The following is a 19,001-nucleotide window of genomic DNA, read 5'->3' on the forward strand; positions in this document are numbered from 1 at the left end:
ACATATCTTACTATTAAGGAAAGTTGATTTCATAAATAATTATAATAGTTTACTTTGCAAAGTCTATACTTTTTCAGTGGAACGGTTTTTATTCTAAAGTTTCGAATCCAAGAAAATTTATTCAAAAGGACAAAAAAGAAATCTTTTAAAGCCGTATGATATTTCGTATTTTAGTGAAATTGTATAAACTAAAAATATTCTCGAAATGGCATTTGATATAGATATGATTAAAAAGGTTTATGAACAGGTAGCTGAACGTGTAGATACTGCACGTAAAATTACAGGAAAACCTTTAACACTAGCAGAAAAAATACTGTATTCACATTTATGGGAAGGGAAAGCTAGTAAGGCATTTATACGTGGTAAAGATTATGTAGATTTTGCACCCGATCGTATCGCTTGTCAGGATGCTACTGCGCAAATGGCATTACTACAATTTATGCAAGCTGGAAAAAATAAAGTAGCAGTGCCCACGACGGTTCATTGTGACCACCTTATCCAAGCAAAAGAAGGCGCAGTTGCCGATTTGAAAAATGCGAATAGCGTAAGTAGTGAGGTGTTTAATTTTTTAGAATCAGTTTCAAACAAATATGGCATAGGTTTTTGGAAGCCTGGAGCAGGAATTATACATCAGGTAGTTTTAGAAAATTATGCTTTTCCAGGAGGAATGATGATTGGAACTGACTCCCATACGGTAAATGCAGGCGGATTAGGGATGGTTGCTATTGGTGTTGGTGGAGCAGATGCAGTGGATGTAATGGCAGGAATGGCTTGGGAACTTAAGTTTCCTAAATTAATTGGAGTTAAACTTACTGGTAAGTTGTCGGGTTGGACAGCCCCTAAAGATGTTATATTGAAAGTGGCTGAAATTCTTACTGTAAAAGGAGGAACAGGTGCCATTGTTGAGTACTTTGGTCCTGGAGCTACGTCAATGTCTTGTACAGGAAAAGGAACTATTTGTAATATGGGTGCCGAAATTGGTGCTACTACTTCAACTTTTGGCTACGATGAATCCATGGAGCGCTACTTAAGATCTACGGATCGTGCTGACGTGGCTGATGCTGCCAATGAAGTAAAAGAATATTTAACTGGTGATGTAGAAGTATACGCAAATCCTGAGCAGTTTTTTGATGAGGTTATTGAAATTAATTTATCAGAATTAGGTCCTTTATTAAACGGACCTTTTACTCCTGATCTATCTACTCCAGTAGGTAAAACAATGACCGAGAAAGCAACTTCAAACGAGTGGCCTTTACAGGTAGAATGGGGTTTAATTGGTTCGTGTACCAATTCATCATATGAGGATTTATCCAGGGCTTCATCCATTGCACAACAAGCTATTGATAAAGGGATTAAAATGAAAGCTGAATTAGGGATCAACCCAGGGTCGGAACAAGTGCGTTTTACAGCGGATCGTGACGGTATTTTGGGGATTTTTGAAAAATTGGATGCTAAAATTTTTACCAATGCTTGCGGACCATGTATCGGTCAATGGGCTCGTTACAGTGACCCTAAAAATGCACCAAAAAACAGCATAGTACATTCATTTAACCGAAATTTTGCAAAACGGGCTGACGGAAATCCAAATACACATGCTTTTGTTGCTTCTCCTGAATTAACTGCCGCTATCGCAATTTCAGGGCGTTTGGATTTTAATCCGTTAACGGATAAATTAATTAGTGAAAATGGCGAGGAGGTGATGTTTGATGAGCCTACAGGATGGGAATTGCCACCAAAAGGTTTCGAGGTTAAGGATAATGGATATTTAGCACCTGTTGCTAATGGAAGCGGTGTTGAGGTAGTTGTGAGTCCAACTTCGGAAAGACTACAATTATTAACTCCTTTTGAACCCATTGGAAATACAATAAAAGGAGCAAAATTGTTAATAAAAGCATTTGGGAAATGTACAACAGATCATATTTCGATGGCTGGTCCTTGGCTGCGTTTCCGTGGGCATTTGGATAATATTTCGAACAACTGTTTGATAGGGGCTGTAAATGCTTTTGGTAAAAAAACGAACCTAGTTAAAAATCAATTAACAGGCGATTTAGGAGCTGTACCTGATACGGCACGCGCCTACAAAGCAGCGGGAATTTACAGTATAGTGGTTGGGGATCATAATTATGGCGAAGGTTCGTCCCGAGAGCATGCTGCCATGGAACCTCGTCATTTAGGAGTAGCAGCTGTTATTGTAAAATCGTTTGCACGTATACATGAAACTAATTTGAAAAAACAGGGTATGTTAGGGCTTACTTTTGCTAATGAGTCGGATTATGATTTAATTCAAGAAGATGATATTTTTAACTTTTTAGATTTAAACGAGTTTGCTCCTGACAAACAATTAACGTTAGAAATAGTGCATGCTGATGGAAGCAAAGATTCCATTAAGTTGAACCATACCTACAATAAGGCACAAATTCAGTGGTACAATGAAGGTTCCGCACTAAATTTAATTAAAAAGCAAAATGGATAGTAATTTTAAATTCCCAGCTAAAATAATGTATTATCAGCATTGTTGTTATTGTAGGTAATTTAACCTCATAGACTATAAAAGCCATTTCAAATTAGTGAAATGGCTTTTCTTCGTTATTGATTCGGATTTTTATTTGAGTAATTTAAAAGCAGCACCAGTATTAAAAGCATAAATTTGACTTAAACCATGCTGCCATTTTGTGAACAATATTGAGCAAAAAAGGAACCATTTTATATGTCATGGAATATTGAAAATTAATAGTGATTTTCAAGTTCCAATTGGTAGCACGTCTTTTAGCTTTATGATAGCATTACTGTAAGTGCCTTCAACTTTAATTACTTTCAGTAAATAGGTTTATAAATACGAATATTATTGATTGTGTCATCTAAAAATATCGATAGCGTCAATAATTAAGATAAAAAGTGGTAAAATCATAAAAAAACAATGTAAGTAAGATGCTTGTTGTTCGACAAAATTTAAAACAACAACTCTAACTCATTAAGAAATTTTGCTATGGATTCTATTTGGTATTGCGAACAGACCAATATGTTCTCGTTATTGTGCCCCCACAAACTAAAAAGATTTGAAAAAGATCACGAATTCAATAATTATAAAAATAAAGAATACATTTATTTTGAAGAAGACGCTGCTCATAAAATTTACCTGATCGCAAAAGGTAAAGTCAAAGTAGGTTATTATGATGATAATGGTAATGAAATTATAAAGTCTATTCTTTCGAAGGGTGAATTATTTGGAGAAAAGGCGATTTTGGGGGAAGATAAAAGAACTGAATTTGCTCAGTCCGTCGATGGTACTACGGCTATTTGTCCTATAGGTGTGGAAACTATGCATGATTTGATGAGGACGAATAAAGCATTCAGTATGAAGATTTACAAATTTCTTGGAATGCGAATAAAAAAAATGGAACGTCGTTTGCAATTACTGTTATTTAAGGATACGAAAACTCGTTTAATTGAATTTTTGGAGGAACTGAAAGAGGATTATGGTTACTGTTGTCCTAATACAGGATTAACTATGGTAAAACATCCATATACCCAGAAAGATATCGCAAGTTTAATAGCTACATCTCGCCCTACCTTGAATATTCTTTTGAATGAATTACAAGAAAGCAATAAACTTAGTTTTAAAAGAAACCACATTGTTTTTCAATAACTGATAATTTTTATTGTAATGTTAGTTAGCTAACATTTAGTTCTTACACTTTATAATATGTTTGTTCAAAATAAACAAATAATAAATAATGAAGTTAAGTAAATTAATTTTTGGAGCAGCTGCATTAAGTTTCCTAGCAGTGGCATGTGATAGTGATGATGGTAACGAGGAAGAAAAAAAACCATCAGGTGTAAACTTAGCAATTGAAGGTTTGGAAGCATTAGGGAGTGATTTTGTATATGAAGGGTGGTTAATTGTAGGAGAAGCCCCTGTAAGTACAGGCCGATTTACTGATCCTACCTTAAAATTTCAGGAAGTTGAAGCATCAGTTTTAGAAACTGCAACAGCTTTCGTATTATCTATTGAGCCAGCAGACGAAACAGGTGAAGCTTTAGCAGCACCAGCAGCAACAAAATTGTTTAGAGCTGATTTTGCCGAAGGAGTTGATACCGCTACAATTAGTTACAAAACTATTAATGAAAAGTTTGCTGACCTTAGTACGGCTAAAGATGAAATATCAGGAAAATTCTTTTTAAGAACACCAACTGATGAAGCACTGGGTGCAGGAGATAACAGTAATGACGAAGCTGGAGTATGGTTTGGTACGCCAGGAACAATGCCACCAGCAGCAAGTTTAGAATTACCAGTTTTAGCAGCGGATAGCGGTTGGAAATATGAAGGATGGGCCGTTGTAAACGGAGTTCCATATTCAACGGGTACTTTTAGCGATCCAAAAGCTGCTGATGATAATGCTATGGCTAGTTTGGATAGCAGACCGATTGAAACTTTTAGAGGTGCTGAAAACTTTGGACCACCAATTCCAGGAGAGGATTTTATTAATAATTTAGAAGGAACTGGTTTTGAAGGTGGCGCAGATTTAAAAGGTGCTACTATTGTAATTTCATTAGAGCCAGTGCCAGATAATGATCCAAAACCATTTACGTTAAAACCTCTTGATGGTATGGCAGGACAAGAAACGGCGCCAACAGCTTATGATTTTGAAGAAAACCTAGAATCATTCCCAACAGGAACAATAACTCGATAACTCTAACAATTGCTGTGAGAATGATTTAACCGTATAAACAAATTTGTTTATACGGTTTTTCATTTTTATAATTATTTGGTTTCAATAATAGATAGCAGCAATAGGATGTTAGTGTGATTAAAGTGTAGTAATGCCTCAACCTTTATTGAGAATTATTAACCCGACGACAATAAATAGAGATTTTATGCTGCGTATTTTATATCCTTATGGTTAAAATATTTAGCTACTCTTTGGCTATTTTCAGTTAGCATTTTCATATGATTCTTGACATTTTCTTCAAGCTGTTTTTCGTTTTTAGGAGCAGGTTTTTCAGATAAAGCATATTTTAAATCACAGTTTAGATACTCATCAGGGTTTTTCTCTGGAGAATAAGAAGGCAAGAAGAATAACTCAATATGTTCCAGTTTTTCTTCAACCCATGTTTGTGTTTTTGAGCATTTAGGTTTAAATACAATAGTGCAAAAATTAATAAAAATACTTTTGAAGTTTTCATAATAATGATTTTAAAATTTGTAGAAAATAAAAGAATAAGATTCTTAATCAGTGAGCAAAAAATGGAGACTTGTATGAGTACGTATACGGTATATGTACATTAAATAGGGGTGTTTTACTAATTATATAGAGCTATTGATCACCCTTCTAATGTAAGCGCTATTGTATTGTCAAATAATATAGTGGAGTCAATTTTGAGGTATAGTTTTCTGATGTATGATCTTTCTAAAAATAAAAAAACTTTTTTCTAAGACGAATAGCACTAGAAGACGGTTTTTATTGATAAAGATTGATAGGTCTTGAAAAAGTTTAATGTTGGTAATAACGCGTATTTCTTATTAAAAGAAAGGTTTTTTTATGAGATTTAGTGCTAAAATTTCTTTTTTTATAAGATTATTAATCATTTTTTTAGGCTAATTTATTTTTGATAATTGCATAAATGCAATTAAATGTTTTCAGAAATTCCGTACAAACAAACCTCTTTTTTTAGTAATATCTTACAAATTGTAAAATAACAACTTAATCAATTTTAAAATCCAAATATTATAAGATTGCTTTGCTTATAATATGATACGATTTTTAAGAAATTACTTAAAGAATGAAGAACTATCTATTATTATTCGCCTTTTTGGTATTATCAGGTGTTTTTGCTCAAATTCCTAATCGAAATTATCCTAATAATGAAGCATGGAAAGTGATAAGTCCCCAGATGGGTAAAGAACATATCAATCAACCTTCTGTGATTAGTGATCATGTCGTATTAGCAGGAAATGGAATACATCAAATATGGAATATCAGTAATCCCTATAAGCCTTTTTTGGTAAAAGAATTCAAGAGCCCTGTTCACCGAAGAGGAGAGCAAGAAAGTCATCAGGTTTCGTATATGAAAGATAGTGATGGAAATTTATTTTTGGTTACCACTTCTGGTAAGGGGATTGATATCTGGAATATCAATAATATAAAAAATCCCAAAAATGTAGCTTCCATGACGCTGCCAGGTATTAATTTTGGAGATGTAACTGATGCAGTATGGGGTATTACAGTACAAGGAAATATTATTTATGTAGGTGCGACAAATCATGGAGTATATGTGGTAGATGCAAGTAATAAAAGAAAGCCTAAATTAATTAAGACTTTAACAGAAGCTCAGATAGGTGGTTTTAAAGCCGGTCCATTATTTTGTATTGGTAATCTTTTAGTAGTAACTACTCCAAAGAACACCTCAGGTATTGCTACTTTTGATATTAGCGATTCAAAAAACCCTATACTTTTAGATAGCTTTAAGCCTACATTTAAGCCTTGGAAGAGTTATATTGGTGGATTTTACGGCAAGTATGCTACTTTGATTAATCCTTTCCAAATGTATGATGTTACTACGGATCCTAGAAATATTAAAAATGTAAGTACCACAGAAATTCCAAAATCAGAATATACATCTTATGATGATGACTTTTTGTACTTAGGAGGATCCCGAGGAGGGACAGAAGGAATATGGAAATTTGACATTTCTGATCCTAAGAAACCAGTACAAGTAGGAAGAGTAAAAGGAAGAGATACTAGATGGGATGATCAATTCAGTGTACCAGTAGGAAATTTGTTAATTGTGGCTGATGACCAATATGTAAATGGTTTTGTAGGTGCTGTAGTAGCTGTACACGATACTAAGAAAGATACCAAACTCCCCAGAGTAATCTATACTAATCCAGAAAATGGAGCAACCAATCAAGCTTTGACTAGTAAAATTGGTATCTCGCTGTCAAGTTGGATTAATTTTAACAAGGTTGATAAAAATTCTTTTAAAGTAAGAAAGGTAGGAGGAGCAGAAATATCTGGAACTTTTGGTTGGACATATACCTTGCTTTCTTTTGAACCCTCAGAACCTTTAGAACCCAATTCGACCTATGAAGTAATTTTAAATGGAAATGGGATACAAGATTTAGTAGGAAATAAGTTAGGACGTAACCATTCATTCAAATTTTCAACAGGTAATGCAGTGCTTTCTTCTGAGGATATTGTTATCGAAAAGCCAGATGCAGTCTCTGTTAATCAAAATGTAAATTGGAAAGTGGTGAACCCCAATTCAAACTACACCTACCAATGGGATACAGGTAATGGAAATAAAGTTACAGGAACCGCTCCAGTTTTTAGTTATAATAAATCAGGAAGATACAATGCAAAAGTAACTGCATTTGAACAAACTTCTACTATTTTGTTAGAAGCCGAATCAGGTGTTAGTAGAGGTGGTGTTACTGGAGGAAATTCTAATGACTCATTTTCAGGTAATGGGTATGCAGATTTCCCTAATGGTAAAGGCGCTAATGTATTTGTGGAAGTAAAATTTCAGAATGCAATAGCTACCAATAATGCTTCATTATCCATTCGCTATGCTATGGGAGCTGGAGGTAGTAGGCCGCTTAATCTTTCTATTAACGGAGGTAGACCTATAAAGGTGGAATTTCCATCTACAGGCTCGTGGAATTCGTATAAAAACGAAACTCTAAAAAATATAAGTTTACCAAAAGGGAATGTTACATTGCGATTATCTGCCACAGCAGGTAGTTCAGGAGGAAATATAGACCGTTTTGATATAATTAATAATAATGCGAAACCTCGGTTAGTCAATACCTTGGCATTTAATCAAGTCATAAATGGTATAAGCACCGTTACGCCATCTAAATCTAGTTCTCAATTTGCTAAAGTTGGGAATAAGATATGGGTAGTTAATGAAGATGCTAATACAGTTTCATCAATTACAGAAAATAACCTTCGCAAATCTAAGGAGATTAAAGTTGGTAAAAAACCAATATCAATAGCTTCTGTTGGGAATAATAGGCTATGGGTACTCAATAAAAATAGCGCAACAATAAGTGTTATTAATAGCAATACAAATTCTGTAGAAAGAACTATTGTGTTGCCAAGAGCTTCTAAACCTTCTGCATTGGTAGTGAATCAAAAGCAAACAAAAGGATACGTGAGTTTACAATCTTTGGGAAAAATCCTAGAGCTTACTATAGCATCTAACGCAATAACCAAAGAAATTAAGCTTAATAATGATGCTAATGGAATTTTACCTAAGCCAGGAGCTATGGCAATTGATGGCGATGGACGATTTTTATACGTAGTTCGGTTTGTGTCTGAAAATTCTAAATCAGAAATATATAAAATCGCTACCAATACGTTTACTAATTACAGTACCATAGCTTTGAAAGAATCTGTAGGTGTTGATGGCCCTAGATTTGGAAGAGGTATTCCAAATTATCTTACGAAAATAGCTATTGCACCTGATGGTAATTCATTAAGAATAGCCTCAAAAAAGGACAATATTAAAAGAGGTATTAAAAGAGATGGACTGCCTCTACAACATGATAATACTGTTAGAGCTATGGTGGCTAAGGTTAATTTGAATAATGATACAGATGATCTTGGAGGTAGAATGGATCTTGATAATAGTGATCGTTGTCATGCTATTGAATTTAGTGCTAACGGTAGTATTGTTTTTATCACAAAACCAGGGAATAATGAGGTGTTTGTAGCTGATGCTAACACTAATGCCGAAATTGCAAGATTAGTTACTGGAACAGTACCTACAGATTTATTTTATGATGATACACAGAAACGACTTTATGTAAATAACTTCTTAGGGCGTTCTGTTTCTGTTTTTGATGTGGCTTCAATTATAAATGGAGGATCAACTTCTAGTACATTGGCTACTATTAAAACAGTAAGTAAGGAATTACTCTCTGCAAAGGTACTTAAAGGAAAAAAATTGTTTTATGATTCTTCTTCGCCAAGACTAATACAAGAAGGATACATGGCTTGTGCTAGTTGTCACTTAGATGGAGGAGGAGACGGTCAGGTATACGATTTTACAAACCTGGGAGAAGGGTTTAGAAATACTATAAGTTTAATTGGTAAAGGCGGTATGGCACATGGTAGACTGCATTGGACAGCAAATTTTGATGAGATTCACGATTTTGAAAATCAAATACGAAGCTTAAATGGTGGAACTGGTTTAATGAGAAATCAGCAATTTAATGTAGCGAATGATCCTTTAGGAAAAACTAAAAAGGCAGCGGGTAAGAGTGATGATTTAGATGCTTTAGCGGCATACATTACTTCTTTAAATTCATTTTCAGAAAGTCCTTATGCAAAGTCAAACGGGGGATTTACCAATGCTGCTAAAAATGGACAGAAAGTGTTTAATGAATTGAAATGTTACGAGTGCCATAGTGGAAAAACGTATACCAACAGTAGTACCAAAGATTATTTGTATGATGTAGGTACTATAAACAATACAAGTGGAAAAAGACTTGATAAAAAATTATTAGGGATAGATGTGCCGACACTAAAAGGTTTGTGGGCTACAGCACCTTATTTGCACGATGGATCTGCAGCTACTTTGTTAGAAGTTTTTACAAAGAAAAATAATAATGAAAAACATGGTGCTACATCTGGATTGAGTAAAAAACAATTAAATGATTTAATTGCATTTTTGAATCAGTTGGATGATAATGCCCCTGCTGCATTGGAATCTACTATTAGTCTTACAGTCACTTCGCCTGTAGAAGCTCAAAAATTTAAAAAAGGAGCTGATATTACTTTAAAAATGGATTCGAGTATTCCTAATATAACGAAAGTCGCTTATTATATAAATGATAAATTAGTGGCCAACAAAACCAAAGCGCCTTTTGATCACGTTTTAAAAAATGCTAAATCAGGAAAAAAAGATGTTATTATTAAGGCTTTTTATACTAATAATACAGCAGTAGTAAGTGATTGTGTAGAATTTATAGTAGGTAAGGAAGAGCAAGCACCTGTGGCAACAACCTCTTCTGAAGTAATTGTAAATGGAACATATTATATTCGTAGTAAAAGTAATGGGCAAAACATTTTAGCTGCCAGAAGGGATGATTACAATGCTAAAATGAATAAACCAGGAGACTATAGTGACCAACGTTGGGAGTTTAAGCATATTGGAAATAATATCCATACTATTAAAAACATGGAAACTTCGAGGTATTTAGAAGTTGGCAATGCAACATGTGAAAATAGAGGAAACGTAAATACATGGACTAATTCAAATGGAAATCATAAAAAATGGATTATAACTAAAATTGGAAAAAATCACTACCTAAGACCAGTTCATTGTAAAGATTATGCGTTGGATAAAAATGTAGGAGACTCTAATAATGTTCATATTTGGAGTTATTCTAAAAATAATGGTAACCAGCAATTTGAATTGATACCACAAAACGCTGCGAAAAAACTTTTGGATGATACTGTAAATTCAAGAATTGTTTTGTTTCAAGAAAATCAAGAAACAGTAACAGTTGATTTATCAAATCATATGAACAACACATTGGATTATGCAATCATCGATTTAAAAGGAAGAATAATTTCTCAAGGAATGTTTGATGAAAACCATAAAGAATTGAGTGTAATTAATACAAATTCAATAAGCCAAGGTATGTATATACTAAGAATTGAGAGTCAAGAGGAACAAGGATTCATTTATAACTTAAAATTTGTACAGCCGTAATAATTTAAATGTATTTAGAACTTTACAGAATTAGAAACAGGAGTCATTTTCATTAAATGCTCCTGTTTTTATTTTATGAAAATAATAAATGCAGAAGCTAAATCTTTATTTTGGAGTGGATAATTTATGGAATTGACTTAAATAATATGGAATTTTAGAAATATGATTAAAGATAGCTGTTACCATTATTTTTAAGCTTTTTTTAAGTGTTATAAGGGGATATTTAAATATATTTGGTAGCATAGTTGTTTCAAAAAGTTTTTATGCGAAAAATTATACTTTCACTACTTGGTATATTATTAATTATAGGGTCATTTTTAGGGGCAAAAAAAATAATAGCCAATAAAAAGAAACCCAAACCTGTTGCCGATAAAGTAGTTAAAACAGTATTTACAGAAACGGCTAAAAATGGAACTGTAAAAATTGTAATCCCTGCTAGTGGTAATTTAGAAGCTAAACGCCGTATTGAATTATTTTCGGAAGTTCAAGGGGTTTTCAAAACAGGAAGTAAATTATTCAAATCAGGGCAAAAATATAGCAAAGGGCAAACGTTAATTAATGTTGATGCCAACGAATATTACGCCAGCGTTCAATCAGCTAAAAGTAACCTTTACAATTCCATTGCAGCAATAATGCCTGATTTGCGATTGGATTTCCCAGATGTTTTTCCTAAATGGCAATCCTATTTGGCAGCTTATGATTTGAATAAATCTACCCCTAAATTACCTGAAATTACTTCTGAAAAAGAAAACTATTTTATATCCGGCCGTGGCATTATTACCAATTACTACACGGTTAAAAATTTGGAACAACGTCTTTCAAAATACCGAATTGTAGCTCCCTTTTCAGGAATATTGACCGAAGCTTTGGTTACCGAAGGTTCATTAATTAGAAATGGTCAAAAATTAGGGGCTTTTATTGATACTTCAGTGTATGAAATGGAAATAGCAATTAGTGCCTCTTTAGTTAGTTTTCTTAAGCAAGGGAAAAAAGTGTTCCTGACTAATTTGAATAGAACGAAAGAATATGAAGGTAGTATTTCTCGCATTAGCGGAAATGTAGATAACGCTACCCAAACTGTTAGTGTGTTTATTGAAGTATCACACCCCGATTTAAAAGCAGGTATGTTTTTAGAAGCGAATTTGGACGCAAAAGAGGAACAAAACGCTATAGAAATTGACCGAAGTTTGTTATTGGAAAATAATCAGATTTACGTGATAAAGGATAGTGTTTTGGACGTGCTTGCAGTTAAACCAGTATACTTTTCAGATAAAAAAGTGGTTTTAAAGTCCGTACCCGACAAAACAGTTTTGTTAAAAAGACCAGTTCCAGGGGCATATGCAGGGATGATTGTTAAGCCTTATGTTTCTAACGACCAATCCACAAATAATAAGTAGTCAATGAAAAAAATTATTACTTATTTTATTAGGTACCATGTTGCAGTTAATATTTTTATAATTGCATTTGTTATTTTTGGAATTTTTGGAATAAAATCTTTAAAATCTTCCTTTTTTCCTTTGGTAGCATCTAAATTTATTACGGTTGCTATTACTTATCCCGGGGCTTCTCCGCAAGAAATTGAAGAAGGCGTTACCTTAAAAATTGAAGATAATTTGAAAGGTATTCGTGGTATCGATCGGGTGACTTCTGTTTCACGAGAAAACAGTGGTGTAATTACTATTGAAATTGAAAAAGGGGAGAATATTGATTTCATGCTTTTGGAAATCAAAAATGCAGTCGATCGTGTACCATCTTTCCCTACAGGTATGGAGCCGTTGATTGTAGCTAAACGCGAAGAGGTTAGGCAAACAATCACATTTGCTTTAAGTGGGGAAAATGTTCGATTGGAAACTTTAAAGCAAATAGGTCGAGAAATTGAAAATGACTTACGTGCCATTGATGGGATTTCGCAAATTGGTATTGAAGGATATCCAGATGAAGAAATTGAAATAGCCGTAAACGAAAATAAATTACTGGCATATAACCTAAGTTTTACTGATGTTTCAAATGCAGTAAGTAATTCTAATATTTTAGTTACCGGCGGAAATATAAAAACAGATGCGGAGGAGTATTTAATAAGAGCAAATAGCAGGTCCTATTATGGTTCGGAACTGCTTAATACTATTGTAAAAGCGGATCCAAGCGGTAAAATTATTCGTTTAAAAGAAGTAGCCACTGTGCGTGACCGATTTTCGGAAACTCCAAATGCCTTGTTTTTTAATGAACAGCTTTCTATAGCTATTACGGTTACCAGTACAAATAATGAAGATTTAATTTCTTCTGCCGAAAAGGTTAAAAAATATATAGCTGGCTACAATCAAAAATACAATAACGTCCGTTTGGATGTAGTGCGCGATTTATCAATCACGTTAAACCAACGAACAGATTTATTGACTGAAAACGCCATCGTAGGAATGCTTTTGGTATTGGCTTTTTTATCCCTCTTTTTAAATACCCGATTGGCATTTTGGGTAGCATTTGGGTTGCCTATCTCATTTTTAGGGATGTTTATTTTTGCAGGCTCGTTTGACGTTACTATTAATGTATTATCGTTATTTGGAATGATCATTGTCATTGGAATACTAGTGGATGATGGGATTGTAATTGCTGAAAATATTTACCAGCATTACGAAAAAGGAAAGTCACCAATTGATGCAGCAATTGATGGCACAATGGAGGTAATTCCACCAGTTGTATCGGCAATTATTACTACACTTTTGGCTTTTTCGTTATTTCTTTTTCTGGATAGTAGGATAGGAGAGTTTTTTAGTGAAGTTTCAGTAATTGTAATTTTAACATTGGTCGTTTCGTTGGTTGAGGCGCTAATTATTCTTCCGGCGCATTTGGCGCATTCTAAGGCATTACAAAAACAAAAAGAGGAAGAAAATCCTTCAAAAATGAAGCAATTTTTTGCCAAAATGAGGGTAATCAACACCTATGGTGATCGCTTTATGAATTGGTGTAGGGATAAAATTTATAGTCCTACGCTTAATTTTGTACTTAATTTCAAAATACTAGCATTTGGTATTTTAGTGGCGTTGCTAGTGTTAACTTTTGGTGCAATTGGAGGTGGAATTATAGGGGTCACTTTATTTCCCTCGGTTGCTAGTGATCGTGTTTCCATTGAGTTGGAAATGCCAAAAGGAACCAATGTAAAAATTACCGATTCCATAATTTCAATGATCGAACAAAAATCGTTTATTGTAAATAAGGAGTTGACCCAGGAATACTTGAAAGATAGCGGTAAAGAATTGTTCGTTAATACTATTGTAACCCTTACAAGTAGCTCTAGTGCGCAGTTGCGTATCAACCTCCTTCCGGGAGAAGAAAGGCCTGATGCTATAAAATCAGCGTTAGTAGCAAATAAATTACGAGATTTAGTAGGGCCTGTGCTAGGAACAGAACGTTTGGTTTTTGGTTCAGGAGGAAATTTTGGTGGGAGTCCAGTTTCAGTTTCGTTACTTAGTAACAATATCAAGGAGCTTAAAGGTGCCAAGAATGAGTTAAAAAAAGTACTGGAGTCCAATCCATTATTGAAGGATGTAGTGGACAATGATCCTGCGGGGATTAAAGAAATACGATTGGAGCTAAAAGAAAGTGCTTACTTGTTGGGGTTAGATCTAAGTACTGTGATGCGACAAATTAGAGCTGGCTTTTTTGGGTTACAAGCGCAACGTTTTCAGCGCGGACAGGATGAAATACGCGTTTGGGTTCGTTACGATGAAACAAATCGAAGTTCAATAAACAACCTAGATAACATACGGATACTGACACCAAATGGCGAAAGGGTGTTTTTAAAAGATATTTCCACCTACACTATTGCTAGAGGTGATGTAGCAATAAATCACCTGGAGGGGCAACGCGAAATTCAAATTTCGGCAGATTTAAAAGATCCAAGTGGTAGTGCTACCGATATTTTAGCGGATATTCAAGCAAATACTTTAGTAGAACTTAAATCAAAATATCCCTCAATTACAGCTTCGTTTGAAGGGCAAAATCGAGAAGCTTCCAAACTAGGAAGTTCATTAAGAAGAGTAGGAGGAATTATCCTATTGCTCATATATATAACCATAGCCTTTACATTCAGAAGTTACAGTCAGCCGCTTTTACTATTATTATTAGTGCCCTTTAGTTTAACAGCTGTGGCTTGGGGGCATTGGATGCTCGGATTTTCAGTAAATGTACTGTCTCTTCTAGGAATTATAGCGCTAATAGGTATTATGGTGAATGATGGTTTGGTGCTTATAGGTAAATTTAATGCTAATTTAAAGGAAGGAATGACTTTTGATTTGGCGTTATCTGAGGCAGGGAAGTCTCGTTTTAGAGCTATTTTTTTGACATCTTTAACTACGGTTGCAGGTCTTGCGCCATTACTGTTAGAAAAAAGCAGACAGGCACAGTTTTTAAAACCTATGGCAATTTCAATTTCCTTTGGAATAAGCTACGCTACTATTTTAACCTTGTTGGTGCTGCCCTTGTTTTTGTCATTTAGTAATAGTATTAAAAAACATACAAAATGGTTAGTTACAGGCAATAAAATTAGTAAAGAAGAAGTTGAACGTGCAATTAAAGAACAGCATGAGGCAGGGCATTAAAATAATCAAAATCGGAGTATTTCTTTCTTTTGCTGCTTGTTTGATGCAAATGACAGCGCAGCAATTGGTAACACCAACTGAGGCAGTACAACTTGCGTTGGAACATAATTACGGTATTGAATTGGAAGAAACTAATTTAAAAGTGGCCGAAAATAATGCGCATATTTTGAATTCGGGGTTGCTGCCAACACTTTCGTTAAATTCCAATACCACTTTTAGTCTGGATAATATTGAAGCCCAGTTTCAGGATGGTACAAACCGAGTTTTAAATGATGCTGAAAGTTCCCGATTTAATACGTCTATTGATTTAAATTATACTTTGTTGGATGGATTGGGTAGGCGTTACAACTACAAACGTTTAAAGGAACAATACAAATTATCTCAATTGCAAGTACGCCAAACTATTGAAAACACAATTGAACAACTTTTTTCGGTTTACTACAACGTGGCACAATTGAAGGATAATTTGAAGGCTGAAAATGAAATTATTCAAATTTCTAAAGAACGATTGCTGAGGAGTAATTACCAGTTCGATTACGGACAAAATACAAAGTTGGCGGTGTTGAATGCTGAAGTAGATATTACCAATGATACCATTCGGTTAATTAATAGTAAACAGCAATTGATTAATGCTAAAAGAGATTTAAATCTGGTTGTTGGTAACGTGCTTGGTGCCAACTATGAGGTGTCAAATGATTTAACGTTTTTGCTAATAAAAGATAAGGTGGCTCTTTTGCAACAGACCAAAGCCAATAATGTTCAACTTTTGCAGGCAGAAAAAAATGTTGAAATCGGTTATTTTGATTTAAAAACGAGTAAAACCTCGTATTTGCCAACAATTGGATTAACAGGTTCCTATTCTTGGAACAGAAACGATAATAATTCGGCTTCATTTTTGGCAGTATCTACAAATAATGGACTTTCAGGTACGCTTAATTTAAGGTGGAACTTATTTGACGGTGGAGCAGCCAAGACCAGAGTGAAAAATGCGTACGCAACTATTGAAAATAGAAAAATAGCTAAAAAGCAAATGGTAGCAGCCATTGAGCGCGATTTTGAAAACGCTTGGGATGATTACAGCAATAAGCTTTTGGTATTTCAAATTCTGGAAAAAAATATTAATACGGCTAAAAGCAACTTCAATCGAACGGAAGAAAAATTTAAAATTGGGCAAGTCAATTCTATTGAGTTTAGACAGGCGCAGTTAAATTTACTAAATGCAGAATTAAACCGTAATCAGGCTAAATACCAAGCTAAATTAGCTGAGTTACGTATTTTGAGACTGAGTGGACAATTACTTAACACCGAATTTTAGTTCATTTTTTTCTTATGGTATTATAAAATCATTCGGAGTTATGTGCGTAACTACAATATTAGTTCGAGTGTTTTTGCGTAGCGATAGCGAAGCAAAAACGTATCGAGAACTATGTGTGTCGAGTTAACGCAGATACAACAAAGTAAAACAAATAAAAAATTAGGGGTATGTGTTTTTAAAAAGGTTGAAGAATTAAAGAGGCGCTGCTTTTCGGTACAGTTTCCCATTTTATTAAAAAATCACTAAAAGTAGTACACAAAGCCAATAAAAAAGTTGGTATCAAATACAACTTAAAACAACGATCCTTGAATCGCTCGATTAGGATCACCAGGTACTTTCAAATCAAAGTTTAATTCATCATTCAACTTTTTTATCAAATAAGCGGATAAAAGCGGGGATTCTACTTCTAAATTTTGATGTACAAAAAAGTGAATCGCAGCGATACCTTGTTTTTTCCAGTCTGTAATTCGAGTTACCCAATCATCTAATCGAGAATAATCGGTTTCATGGTTAGCACCAACGTATCTAATAAATGCTTCATTATTGGTCAGGCGCATATGTATTAAATCTCTTCGACCAGCGGTATCTGTTATAATATTTGAGATATTATTGTCTTCAAACAATTGATAAAGTTCAGTGGCAATACTTGGTGTATTGTACCAATCGGTATGTCTTAATTCTACCGCAAGGGGAATTTCTTTTGGCCACCGTTCAATAAAATGGACAACCCTGTCAAAATCTTTTGGAGCAAAATTGCTGTGCATTTGTAAAAATGTGGTGCCCAGTTTTTCCTTTAAATGGATAACAGCATTCAAATAACGATCTACATGGAGTTGCGCTTCGGGCTTTAAGCGGTCAAAATGTGAAATATTTTGCACCAATTTTGGGAAAAACTTAAAATCTTCAGGTGTTTTGGCATGCCATTTTTGAAATTGTTCGGGAGGAAAAATCCGATAAAATGCAGCATTAAGTTCAATACAATTAAATTGACGCGCATAATAATGCAACTCATCTTTAGTCCCTTTAGGATAAAACCCTTTTAAGTCCTGCTTATTCCATTTGGCACAACCTATATGAATTTTAAACGTACTACTATTATTTTTGGCTAATACTAATTTAGTATCTGGATGATCTTTAGGCAGGGTAAAATCTATAATTTCAGGGTGGGTAACTTTTCCAAATTGCATTAGTATTGGGTTAAGGTTTGGAATAATAAAAGTTTATTGACTACTACTCAAAGATATCGATAATTTTGTGTAGTAGGATTAACTTCTCCGAAAAGGCAAAAATGAAAGAATCTTAATTATTTTAGACTTTAATTTTTAAATTCTTACCTGCTTAAACGATTGAATAGTTGTATTTTTACGGCATTAAAATTAATTAAAAATATAAATAAAATGAAAGTAACTGTAGTAGGTGCAGGTGCCGTTGGGGCAAGTTGTGCAGAATATATTGCTATTAAAAACTTTGCTTCGGAAGTTGTAATTTTAGATATTAAAGAAGGTTATGCAGAAGGAAAAGCAATGGACTTAATGCAAACAGCTTCTTTATTAAATTTTGATACTCAAATTGTTGGTAGTACAAATGATTACGCTAAAACTGCAGGGTCAGAGGTAGCTGTAATTACTTCAGGAATTCCGCGTAAACCAGGAATGACGCGTGAGGAATTGATAGGTATTAATGCAGGGATAGTAAAACAAGTTTCTGAAAATTTAATTAAACACTCACCAAACGTAATTATTATTGTGGTAAGTAATCCAATGGATACAATGACTTACCTGGTACATAAAACTACGGACTTGCCTAAAAACCGTATTATTGGTATGGGCGGAGCTTTAGATAGTGCACGTTTTAAATATCGTTTAGCGGAAGCTTTGGAAGCTCCAATATCAGATATTGACGGAATGGTAATCGGAGGACATAGCGATAAAGGAATGTTACCTTTAACACGTTTGGCTACTCGTAATAGTGTTAAAGCTTCTGAATTTTTAACAACAGAACGTTTGGAGCAAGTTGCTGCGGATACTAAAGTTGGAGGAGCAACATTAACAGGATTGTTAGGAACAAGTGCTTGGTATGCTCCTGGAGCAGCAGTGTCATCAATGGTACAGGCAATTGCTTGTGATCAAAAGAAAATGTTCCCATGTTCAGCTTTGTTAGAAGGTGAATATGGAATGAATGACATTTCAATAGGTGTACCAGTTTTATTAGGTAAAAATGGTATCGAAAAAATAGTAGAAATTGAATTAGACGATGCTGAAAAAGCAAAGCTAACTGAAAGTGCTGAAGGTGTTCGTAAAACAAACGGCTTACTTGAGCTGTAATTTCTGGTTGCTGAAAAGCAGAAAACGATAAAAATAAAAAAGCTA

At 34.2% G+C, this 19,001-nt stretch carries 9 protein-coding genes and 1 pseudogene; 8 read left to right on the plus strand and 2 right to left on the minus strand.

The genetic code is table 11. The annotated features are described in order from the left end of the window. Positions 1-205 precede the first annotated feature (205 nt). From GMC_RS0102675 to GMC_RS0102685, 3 genes are all read left to right on the plus strand, one after another. A complete protein-coding gene (locus GMC_RS0102675) occupies positions 206-2,473 on the plus strand; it encodes an aconitate hydratase (protein ID WP_010520681.1) in 2,268 nt (755 codons plus the stop codon). A 513-nt stretch (positions 2,474-2,986) separates the two neighbouring features. Next, positions 2,987-3,646 (plus strand): Crp/Fnr family transcriptional regulator, encoded by a 660-nt coding sequence (locus tag GMC_RS0102680; RefSeq protein WP_010520682.1) that lies wholly within the window; start codon positions 2,987-2,989, stop codon positions 3,644-3,646. A gap of 88 nt (positions 3,647-3,734) precedes the next feature. Then, positions 3,735-4,691 (plus strand): anti-sigma factor, encoded by a 957-nt coding sequence (locus GMC_RS0102685; RefSeq protein ID WP_010520683.1) that lies wholly within the window; start codon positions 3,735-3,737, stop codon positions 4,689-4,691. Positions 4,692-4,873: 182 nt separating this feature from the next. Here GMC_RS0102685 and GMC_RS21045 read toward each other — a convergent pair. After that, positions 4,874-5,086: pseudogene (locus GMC_RS21045) on the minus strand (transposase); the annotation flags it as partial. Between the two features lie 695 nt (positions 5,087-5,781). Here GMC_RS21045 and GMC_RS20460 point away from each other — a divergent pair. The 4 genes from GMC_RS20460 to GMC_RS0102710 all read left to right on the plus strand — a co-directional run bounded on the left by GMC_RS20460 (position 5,782) and on the right by GMC_RS0102710 (position 16,632). Continuing rightward, positions 5,782-10,722: an Ig-like domain-containing protein gene (locus tag GMC_RS20460; RefSeq protein WP_094766244.1), complete on the plus strand. Its 4,941-nt coding sequence runs from the start codon at positions 5,782-5,784 to the stop codon at positions 10,720-10,722. 263 nt (positions 10,723-10,985) lie between these two features. Further along, on the plus strand, positions 10,986-12,119 hold the full coding sequence (locus GMC_RS0102700; RefSeq protein ID WP_010520686.1) for an efflux RND transporter periplasmic adaptor subunit: 1,134 nt from the start codon (positions 10,986-10,988) through the stop codon (positions 12,117-12,119). A 3-nt stretch (positions 12,120-12,122) separates the two neighbouring features. Beyond that, complete coding sequence (locus GMC_RS0102705) at positions 12,123-15,317, plus strand: efflux RND transporter permease subunit (RefSeq protein WP_010520687.1); 3,195 nt, start codon at positions 12,123-12,125, stop codon at positions 15,315-15,317. Further along, positions 15,301-16,632: a TolC family protein gene (locus GMC_RS0102710; protein WP_010520688.1), complete on the plus strand. Its 1,332-nt coding sequence runs from the start codon at positions 15,301-15,303 to the stop codon at positions 16,630-16,632. Before GMC_RS0102705 ends, GMC_RS0102710 begins: the two co-directional genes overlap by 17 nt. A gap of 290 nt (positions 16,633-16,922) precedes the next feature. On the opposite strand, the gene GMC_RS0102715 is transcribed toward GMC_RS0102710, so the two are convergent. Beyond that, on the minus strand, positions 16,923-17,819 hold the full coding sequence (locus GMC_RS0102715; RefSeq protein ID WP_010520689.1) for a DUF72 domain-containing protein: 897 nt from the start codon (positions 17,817-17,819) through the stop codon (positions 16,923-16,925). Between the two features lie 210 nt (positions 17,820-18,029). Here GMC_RS0102715 and GMC_RS0102720 point away from each other — a divergent pair, with 210 nt between their 5' ends. Further along, positions 18,030-18,956 (plus strand): malate dehydrogenase, encoded by a 927-nt coding sequence (locus GMC_RS0102720; RefSeq protein WP_010520690.1) that lies wholly within the window; start codon positions 18,030-18,032, stop codon positions 18,954-18,956. The last annotated feature ends 45 nt before the right edge of the window (positions 18,957-19,001 follow it).

This window comes from Aquimarina agarivorans, assembly GCF_000218485.1.
Taxonomy (GTDB): domain Bacteria; phylum Bacteroidota; class Bacteroidia; order Flavobacteriales; family Flavobacteriaceae; genus Aquimarina; species Aquimarina agarivorans.

Excerpts from the sequence above, each read along its gene's own strand:
- GMC_RS20460 (WP_094766244.1), top strand. The coding sequence starts at position 5,782 with ATGAAGAACTATCTATTATTATTCGCCTTTTTGGTATTATCAGGTGTT.
- GMC_RS0102700 (WP_010520686.1), top strand. The coding sequence starts at position 10,986 with ATGCGAAAAATTATACTTTCACTACTTGGTATATTATTAATTATAGGG.
- GMC_RS0102720 (WP_010520690.1), top strand. The coding sequence starts at position 18,030 with ATGAAAGTAACTGTAGTAGGTGCAGGTGCCGTTGGGGCAAGTTGTGCA.
- GMC_RS0102675 (WP_010520681.1), top strand. The coding sequence starts at position 206 with ATGGCATTTGATATAGATATGATTAAAAAGGTTTATGAACAGGTAGCT.
- GMC_RS0102715 (WP_010520689.1), bottom strand. The coding sequence starts at position 17,819 with ATGCAATTTGGAAAAGTTACCCACCCTGAAATTATAGATTTTACCCTG.
- GMC_RS0102710 (WP_010520688.1), top strand. The coding sequence starts at position 15,301 with ATGAGGCAGGGCATTAAAATAATCAAAATCGGAGTATTTCTTTCTTTT.
- GMC_RS0102680 (WP_010520682.1), top strand. The coding sequence starts at position 2,987 with ATGGATTCTATTTGGTATTGCGAACAGACCAATATGTTCTCGTTATTG.
- GMC_RS0102705 (WP_010520687.1), top strand. The coding sequence starts at position 12,123 with ATGAAAAAAATTATTACTTATTTTATTAGGTACCATGTTGCAGTTAAT.
- GMC_RS0102685 (WP_010520683.1), top strand. The coding sequence starts at position 3,735 with ATGAAGTTAAGTAAATTAATTTTTGGAGCAGCTGCATTAAGTTTCCTA.